The following is a 7,213-nucleotide window of genomic DNA, read 5'->3' as shown; positions in this document are numbered from 1 at the left end:
AGAAGCGACGAGGCGACGTGCAATTGCAAATGAAATATGTCGGTTCGAAATGAAAGCTGTACATAAATCAATATATGGAGACAACAATGAGTGACAAGAAAGGATTGCGCAGGGTCGTAGCTGCCTCGCTGGTAGGTGCGACGATTGAATGGTACGACTTTTTTCTATATGGCGTGATCGCCGGCCTGGTGTTCAACCAACTGTATTTTCCGGGTGAAGATCCGTATATCGGGACGCTGCTGGCGTATGCCACATTTGCGGTAGGCTTTCTGGCGCGGCCGCTGGGCGGGATCATTTTCGGTCATCTTGGCGACAAGGTCGGGCGCAAAAGCGCATTGATTATGACGCTGATGATCATGGGTGTGTCCACCGTGGCCATCGGGCTGATTCCTTCGTACGACAGTATTGGTATCTGGGCGCCCGCATTGCTGTTGTTCTTCCGCGTATTGCAGGGTATAGGCCTGGGGGGCGAATGGGGTGGCGCCGTACTCATGACCTATGAGTATGCGCCGCCAGAGAAAAAAGGACTTTATGCGTCCCTGCCGCAAATCGGTCTTTCTCTGGGGTTGTGTCTGGCCTCGGGTGTGGTCGCGCTGCTGTCGTCGTTGCTGACCGATGCGCAGTTCCTGAGCTGGGGCTGGCGAATCGCCTTTCTGTTGTCGTCGCTGCTGGTTTTCGTAGGCATGTACATCCGGCTGGCCGTCAAGGAGAGCCCGGAGTTTGAGCAGATCAAGGCTAAAAATGCGGAAAGCAAGATTCCGTTTGTGGATATGATCAAGAACTATCCAATGAACATTCTCAAGGGCATGGGTGCGCGCTATATTGACGGTGTGTTTTTTAATATTTTCGGCGTCTTCATTATCAGTTATCTGACCAAAAACCTGCAGATGTCGCGTACTGACGCGCTGACCGGCGTGATGATTGCCGCGATTGTGATGTGCGCTTTCATTCCTTATTTTGGGGCCATGTCCGACCGGCTGGGACGTACCCGTACTTATTTCTGGGGATCTCTGATTACCGGTTTTTCCGCTATTCCGGCATTCTGGCTCATGACAACCTTTTCGGACAACGTATTTGTCGTCTGGCTCTCGATTGTGATTCCTTTCGGCATCCTGTATGCCATGGTGTACGGTCCGGAAGCGGCTTTGTTCTGCGAATTGTTTGACACGCGGGTGAGGTACACGGGTATTTCATTTGTGTATCAGTTTTCCGGCATCTTTGCTTCGGGTATTACACCGCTAATAGCCACTGCACTATTGCGCGAGAATAACGGTCAGCCTTGGCTGGTGGTGGCCTATACTGTCATCGTAGGCATTATCTCCGCCGTCAGTGCGGCGTCCATCAAAACAGTCAGAAAAGACCGCAAGAGCGTCGAGGCGCGCTCCGCAGTTGCTGCTGGCGCGGCTGCACGCTAATCGGTGATTTTCATACTGCAGGCCCGCAGACTGGCAAAACTGCCCGCCTGCGGGCTTCAAATGCAATTGTGCGATGCATCATTAAATGGCCAGTCAGGGCTATTTCAATTGTGATGTGGTTATGTGCAACTGCGGAAAATGACATTCGCAAACGTTGTTGCTGTTATGCATGCTGCGTGCTGTCCGGAACGTAACACAGGCAACAAGTTGAAACGCCGAAAGGAGAAAGCATACACATAATCGTCATGCGGTATTAGAATGAGGCATTATTCCGGACTGTTTTGCTTGCCTGCGCACTGGCGGGCCCGGTCCGGCGCCATACGACATCGTTTCAACAGACGCCTTCAAAGGAGGCGTTTTTGCATTTGCCAGAATACGGAGACCTAAACCCTATGAATGCAGCTCGTCCCGAACCTTCAATTCAAATCAATGCGCCCGAATGGGTGCAGCACGCAGGCCTGAAAGCCTGGGTGGCGCAAATCGCCGCGCTGACCCAACCCGATCGTATCGAATGGTGCGATGGTTCCCAGGAAGAATATGACCGCCTGTGTGCGCTGATGGTTCAATCTGGTACCCTGCGCAAACTGAACCCTCAGAAGCGTCCCAACTCTTATCTGGCCTGGTCTGATCCGGATGACGTGGCGCGCGTGGAAGACCGCACCTATATCTGCTCCGAAAAGGAAGAAGACGCCGGTCCTACCAACAATTGGAAAGCACCTGCGCAAATGCGCGATACGCTTGACGGCCTGTTCGATGGCTGTATGCGTGGCCGTACCATGTATGTGATTCCGTTTTCCATGGGGCCGCTGGGCTCGCCCATTGCCCACATTGGCGTCGAGTTGTCCGATTCTCCCTATGTGGCTGTCAATATGCGGCTAATGACCCGAATGGGGCGCAAGGTGTACGATATTCTGGGCAGCGATGGCGAGTTCGTCCCTTGCGTGCATTCGGTTGGCAGCCCGCTAGCACCCAACCAGGCCGATGTATCCTGGCCCTGCAACAAGACCAAATATATCGTGCATTATCCCGAGACCCGTGAAATCTGGTCTTATGGTTCCGGCTACGGCGGCAATGCGTTGCTGGGCAAGAAATGTTTTGCCTTGCGCATTGCCTCGAACATGGGACGTGACGAAGGCTGGATGGCCGAGCATATGTTGATTCTGGGTGTCACCTCGCCCGAAGGAAAAAAAATGCACGTCGCTGCCGCGTTCCCTTCGGCCTGCGGTAAAACCAATTTCTCGATGATGATTCCGCCGGATTCGCTGCCAGGCTGGAAAATCACAACGGTGGGCGACGATATTGCCTGGATCAAACCTGGTGCAGACGGTCGTCTTTACGCGATCAATCCTGAAGCCGGCTATTTTGGCGTTGCACCTGGCACCAACGAGAAAACCAACTTCAACTGCATGGCCTCGCTGCGGGAAAACGTGTTGTTTACCAATGTCGCGCTCACTGATGATGGCGATGTGTGGTGGGAAGGCATGGGCCCCGCGCCCGCGCACCTCATTGACTGGCAGGGCAAGGACTGGACCCCCGACTCGGGACGCAAGGCCGCCCATCCCAATGCCCGGTTTACCGTAGCGGCAACCCAGAATCCGGTGATCGATCCCGAATGGGACAATCCGGCAGGGGTGGCGATTGACGCTTTCTTGTTTGGCGGTCGCCGATCCGACACCGTGCCGCTGGTGACCGAGGCGCGTAACTGGGTAGAGGGCGTCTATATGGCTGCCACGATGGGCTCAGAAACCACTGCCGCTGCGGCGGGTACACAGGGCGTGGTGCGTCGCGACCCGTTCGCCATGTTGCCGTTTTGCGGTTACAACATGAGTTCCTACTTCCAGCACTGGCTCAATCTGGGTCGCACGCTCGAGCAGTCTGGCGCAACGTTGCCTCATATTTTCTGCGTGAACTGGTTCCAGACCGACGATAACGGCAAGTTCATCTGGCCTGGCTTTGGCGAGAACATGCGTGTGCTCAAGTGGATGCTGGAACGCATCGACGGCACGGCCCAGGGAGAGGAAAATCTGTTCGGCGTATCGCCGCGTTTTGAAGATATTACCTGGGATGGCCTGTCGTTTGACGCTGCGCAGTTCAAGCGCATTACCACCATTGAGCAGGAACAATGGCGCCGTGAACTGGGTCTGCATGAGGAACTGTTCAACAAACTTCAACAGCGATTGCCCGCGGAGTTGTCACAGATTCGCGAGCGACTGGACAGCCACCTCGCCTGATCGTCAGTGCGGCTGGGCTGCCACAATGGGCCGTCCTGCCAATCCGCGCCCGCCATGCATCAGTGCACGAGCGGGCACGCGAGCGCCTTTGACTGCGGTGGCTGGATGCCGGCTTGCCGGTCACATCTCGAGCCTGCAATACATAGAAAGATGAATGACCTACAGAAAAGAAGGTTACCTTTGTAGTTTTCCTTTTGATCTGCTACCATGGCACTATGGATATTAAACCGTTGAGCCCCGAACAGGCGCGGGTATCAGAACTGGCTGCAGAATTGCGCATTCTGATTTCCTCGTTCACACGCAAGCTGCGTGCCCAGGCCAGCGCAGGGGATTTCACCCCTTCGCAGCGTTCGGTATTGTTGCGACTGGAGCGCGACGGGCCTACAACAGTGACCGCCTTGGCGCGCGCCGAAGGTGTCCGGCCGCAATCGATGGGAGCAACGGTATCTGGTCTGGAAGCTGCAGGCCATATCAAGGGTACGCCCGATCCGGCCGATGGTCGCCAGACCATTCTTTCACTGACACCGCGGTTTCTCACGATGATCCAGGCCAGTCGCGCCGCCAGGGAAGACTGGCTGGTGCGGGAAATTTATGCCTGCTACAACACAAAAGAACAGGAATCGCTGGCAAAAGCCATAGAGCTGCTTAAGCGACTCGTCAATCACTGACCGCACAGCGGCAGCATTTACGCGCAGCACCATCGCCGACGACCTCGCGTCGCCTGTCGTGCCTACTTGAGGGGGACGACAGCGCCCCCGTCTCGTCAACCTTCTGAACCATTTTTCGGCATAGCCAGAGGACGTTGTGGGTACCATCAAAAGCGGCACATTCAGATCTCTTGCCATTCGGAATTATCGAATCTGGGCGGGGGGCGCCATTGTGTCCAACGTTGGTACATGGATGCAGCGTACCGCACAAGACTGGCTGGTGCTTACTTACCTGACCCAAAATAATGCCACGGCTGTGGGTATTGTGATGGCGCTGCAGTTTGGTCCGCAGATTTTTCTTCTGCCTGTTACCGGCCTTGCAGCCGATTACCTGGATCGGCGCAAGTTGTTGATTGCGACCCAGGCAGCCATGGGCATGCTGGCGCTCGGCTTGGGGTTGTTGACGCTGACCGGGCTGGTGCAATTATGGCATGTGTATATCTTTGCGCTTTTGCTGGGCTGCGTCACGGCTTTTGACGGCCCGGCACGCCAGACCTTCGTGTCCGAACTGGTTGGGGAGACCGATCTACCCAATGCAGTCGCTCTGAATTCGGCTTCGTTCAATGCCGCTCGCATGATTGGCCCAGCTGTTGCCGGTTTGCTTATCGCCGGCGTGGGTACCGGTTGGGTATTCCTGATCAACGCCATCACGTATCTGGCTGTGATTGCCTCGCTGTTTCGCCTTAAAGAGCAGGATCTTAATCGGGCCAAGCGGGCACCGCGTACTGCGGGTAGTCTGGTCCAGGGGTTTCGTTATGTGTGGGGCCGGCCGGATCTCAAAGCGCTGTTCATGATGCTGTTTCTGATCGGTACCTTCGGATTTAATTTTCCCATTTATATCTCGACCATGTCTGTGACCATTTTCCAGGTTGGCGCCAACGAATACGGTCTGCTGTCGTCGACCATGGCCATCGGGTCGGTCTGTGGTGCGTTGCTGGCAGCGCGCCGAACGCGCCCGAGAATTGCATATGTGTTGACCGGTGCGGGTATCTTCGGTTTCGGTTGTGTGTTGGCTGCCGTCTCGCCCAATTATTGGGTCTTTGGCGTGGTGCTTGTGGTGCTGGGGGTTGCCGCTCAGACTTTTAATACAACCGTGAATAGTACCGTGCAAATGTCCACCGATGCAGCCATGCGTGGGCGGGTGATGGCGATTTACATGGCTATTGCGTTGGGAGGCACGCTCATTGGAGCACCCATCGTAGGTTGGGTTGCCGATGCGTTTGGCCCCCGCTGGTCGCTGGGCGTTGCGGCAGCGGCAGGCATACTGGCCATGCTGGTGGGGCTGCGGTATATGTTCAAGTACCGAGCCCTAGCCGTAAAGCTGGTGCAGTATCGCGTGCAGTTCAGTCTGGATGGCCATGAAGTTCACTTGCGCGAACAACGCCGGCGCCAGGCCCGTATTCAGGCCAAGTAGCCGGACAGGGCCAGTGCGCTCAGGTACAGGGCAAGAGTAAATACCACATGGTTGACGATGGTACGCAGGCGCATGCGTAGCGGATCAGGCGTTTTACGGGCGGCCACACCCAGACCCAGGCCCGGCTGCATCAGGAACCAGGCGGCGCAAGTTGCCAGCACCAGGCCAATCAGCAACGGAGCAAACAGGGTCGGGTAGCTGACATTTTGGAAGAACCAGATCGTCACGACCAGGATGCCGTACACAATACCAACCACGTAATGGGCTATCCAACCGATAGCCAGTTCGCCGCGAACAGGCAAGGCGTCTGCAATATTGTCATGCCGGTAGACGCCATTTTTCATATGGGCAAACCAGCGTCCGGCCAGCGCCCAGTTGGCCGGGGCCGCATCGTAAGCACGTTTTGCCACAAGGGCCCAGATGTCCAGGACAAGGGTTGCGGCAATGCCGATAATGATGCCGTGTAGAAAGAGCGTGAATATGCTGTACATGGAATGGTTGCCGTCGTCAAATAAGAATAAGAGTAAGAAGGAATGGTCAGAGGGTTTTGGCGCGCACCAGGCCGCGTGGGACCGGTGCTGGCTCGAACTTGTGCCTGGCGTGCTTATTGCAGGGCGACGGCGTCAAAACTGGCCACAATATTGCCGCTGGCGTCCAGCATATCCAGATGCTCTGCGCTGATTTTATAGCGTGCGACCGTCAGCAGGGCATTGAGAAATGCGGTTTCCACTTCCATCCCTTGCGGGCAGGCCATCATGGTGCCGGCCACCTGTTTCAGCTTCAATTGATCGCCTTTCTCTTCGAATCCACCCATCATATGATTGCAGCCACTGCTCCCGGAGAGCCGGTCGTCGCTGGCCGAAAACACGATATGCGCTTCACGTTGCTGATCGTGCGCAGTCACGGCCTTGCCATGCAGGGAGACCAGCTTCCAGTAGGTATTGCGCAAGGGGCTGTCGGGCTTGGCTGCTGCCTTGGCCGGATCCTGGCTTGCCACAGGCGCATCGGACGAGGCTGCTGGCGACCCCACGTGTTCCGGTGCGCCTTTTCTCATCAAAATCATGATCGGCTTGCTGTCTGCCTGGGGCAGTGTAACCTGTGCGGCACCGGAAAAAATGACACGGTCCTGCGCTGATAGAGCCGTGCTGACACGATATTGCTGTCCGGGCTGGATAGTGGCGTCGTAGATAATTTCAAACTTAAACGGTGTCTGGCCGGCAGGGTTCAGGGCCGCGTGACCTACCACGGGTCCCGGTGTGCCGTCGGGCTTTATTTGCTGCAGACTTGCTTCGAATATCGCATCGGCTGGCGCGGCAATACGTTCGCGATAGATTGCCGTACCCTGGAGCGTTGCCGCCTGTGCATATGAACCGATCACACATGTCATAGCCAGCAAGGGTCGAAGAAAAGCCTGAATCATGATTCTGTCCTTGTGAGTCAATTGGG

Annotated in this window: 6 protein-coding genes; 4 read left to right on the top strand and 2 right to left on the bottom strand. The window is 56.0% G+C overall.

Going from position 1 to position 7,213, the window contains the following annotated elements:
* The first annotated feature begins 86 nt into the window (after nucleotides 1-86).
* The 4 genes from ACTIKR_RS16405 (at nucleotide 87) to ACTIKR_RS16390 (ending at nucleotide 5,767) form a co-directional block, all read left to right on the top strand.
* A complete protein-coding gene (locus ACTIKR_RS16405) occupies nucleotides 87-1,415 on the top strand; it encodes an MFS transporter (protein WP_442328403.1) in 1,329 nt (442 codons plus the stop codon).
* A gap of 392 nt (nucleotides 1,416-1,807) precedes the next feature.
* A complete protein-coding gene (locus tag ACTIKR_RS16400; RefSeq protein ID WP_193090285.1) occupies nucleotides 1,808-3,646 on the top strand; it encodes a phosphoenolpyruvate carboxykinase (GTP) in 1,839 nt (612 codons plus the stop codon).
* Between the two features lie 215 nt (nucleotides 3,647-3,861).
* Nucleotides 3,862-4,314 carry a MarR family winged helix-turn-helix transcriptional regulator gene (locus ACTIKR_RS16395; RefSeq protein ID WP_442328402.1) on the top strand — a complete coding sequence of 151 codons (453 nt, stop codon included), beginning with the start codon at nucleotides 3,862-3,864 and terminating at the stop codon, nucleotides 4,312-4,314.
* A 136-nt stretch (nucleotides 4,315-4,450) separates the two neighbouring features.
* On the top strand, nucleotides 4,451-5,767 hold the full coding sequence (locus tag ACTIKR_RS16390; RefSeq protein ID WP_442328401.1) for an MFS transporter: 1,317 nt from the start codon (nucleotides 4,451-4,453) through the stop codon (nucleotides 5,765-5,767).
* Here ACTIKR_RS16390 and ACTIKR_RS16385 read toward each other — a convergent pair.
* Both ACTIKR_RS16385 and ACTIKR_RS16380 read right to left on the bottom strand, forming a co-directional pair.
* Nucleotides 5,755-6,258 (bottom strand): DUF2938 family protein, encoded by a 504-nt coding sequence (locus tag ACTIKR_RS16385; protein WP_442328400.1) that lies wholly within the window; start codon nucleotides 6,256-6,258, stop codon nucleotides 5,755-5,757. The genes ACTIKR_RS16390 and ACTIKR_RS16385 overlap by 13 nt on opposite strands.
* Before the next feature lie 113 nt (nucleotides 6,259-6,371).
* The coding region (locus tag ACTIKR_RS16380) for an META domain-containing protein (protein WP_442328399.1) at nucleotides 6,372-7,213 on the bottom strand (842 nt) is incomplete at its 5' end.

Source organism: Advenella sp. (genome assembly GCF_052108595.1).
Classification (GTDB): domain Bacteria; phylum Pseudomonadota; class Gammaproteobacteria; order Burkholderiales; family Burkholderiaceae_B; genus Advenella.
This window is presented reverse-complemented; position numbering and strand designations above follow the sequence as displayed.

Excerpts from the sequence above, each read along its gene's own strand:
- ACTIKR_RS16405 (WP_442328403.1), top strand. The coding sequence starts at position 87 with ATGAGTGACAAGAAAGGATTGCGCAGGGTCGTAGCTGCCTCGCTGGTA.
- ACTIKR_RS16400 (WP_193090285.1), top strand. The coding sequence starts at position 1,808 with ATGAATGCAGCTCGTCCCGAACCTTCAATTCAAATCAATGCGCCCGAA.
- ACTIKR_RS16395 (WP_442328402.1), top strand. The coding sequence starts at position 3,862 with ATGGATATTAAACCGTTGAGCCCCGAACAGGCGCGGGTATCAGAACTG.
- ACTIKR_RS16385 (WP_442328400.1), bottom strand. The coding sequence starts at position 6,258 with ATGTACAGCATATTCACGCTCTTTCTACACGGCATCATTATCGGCATT.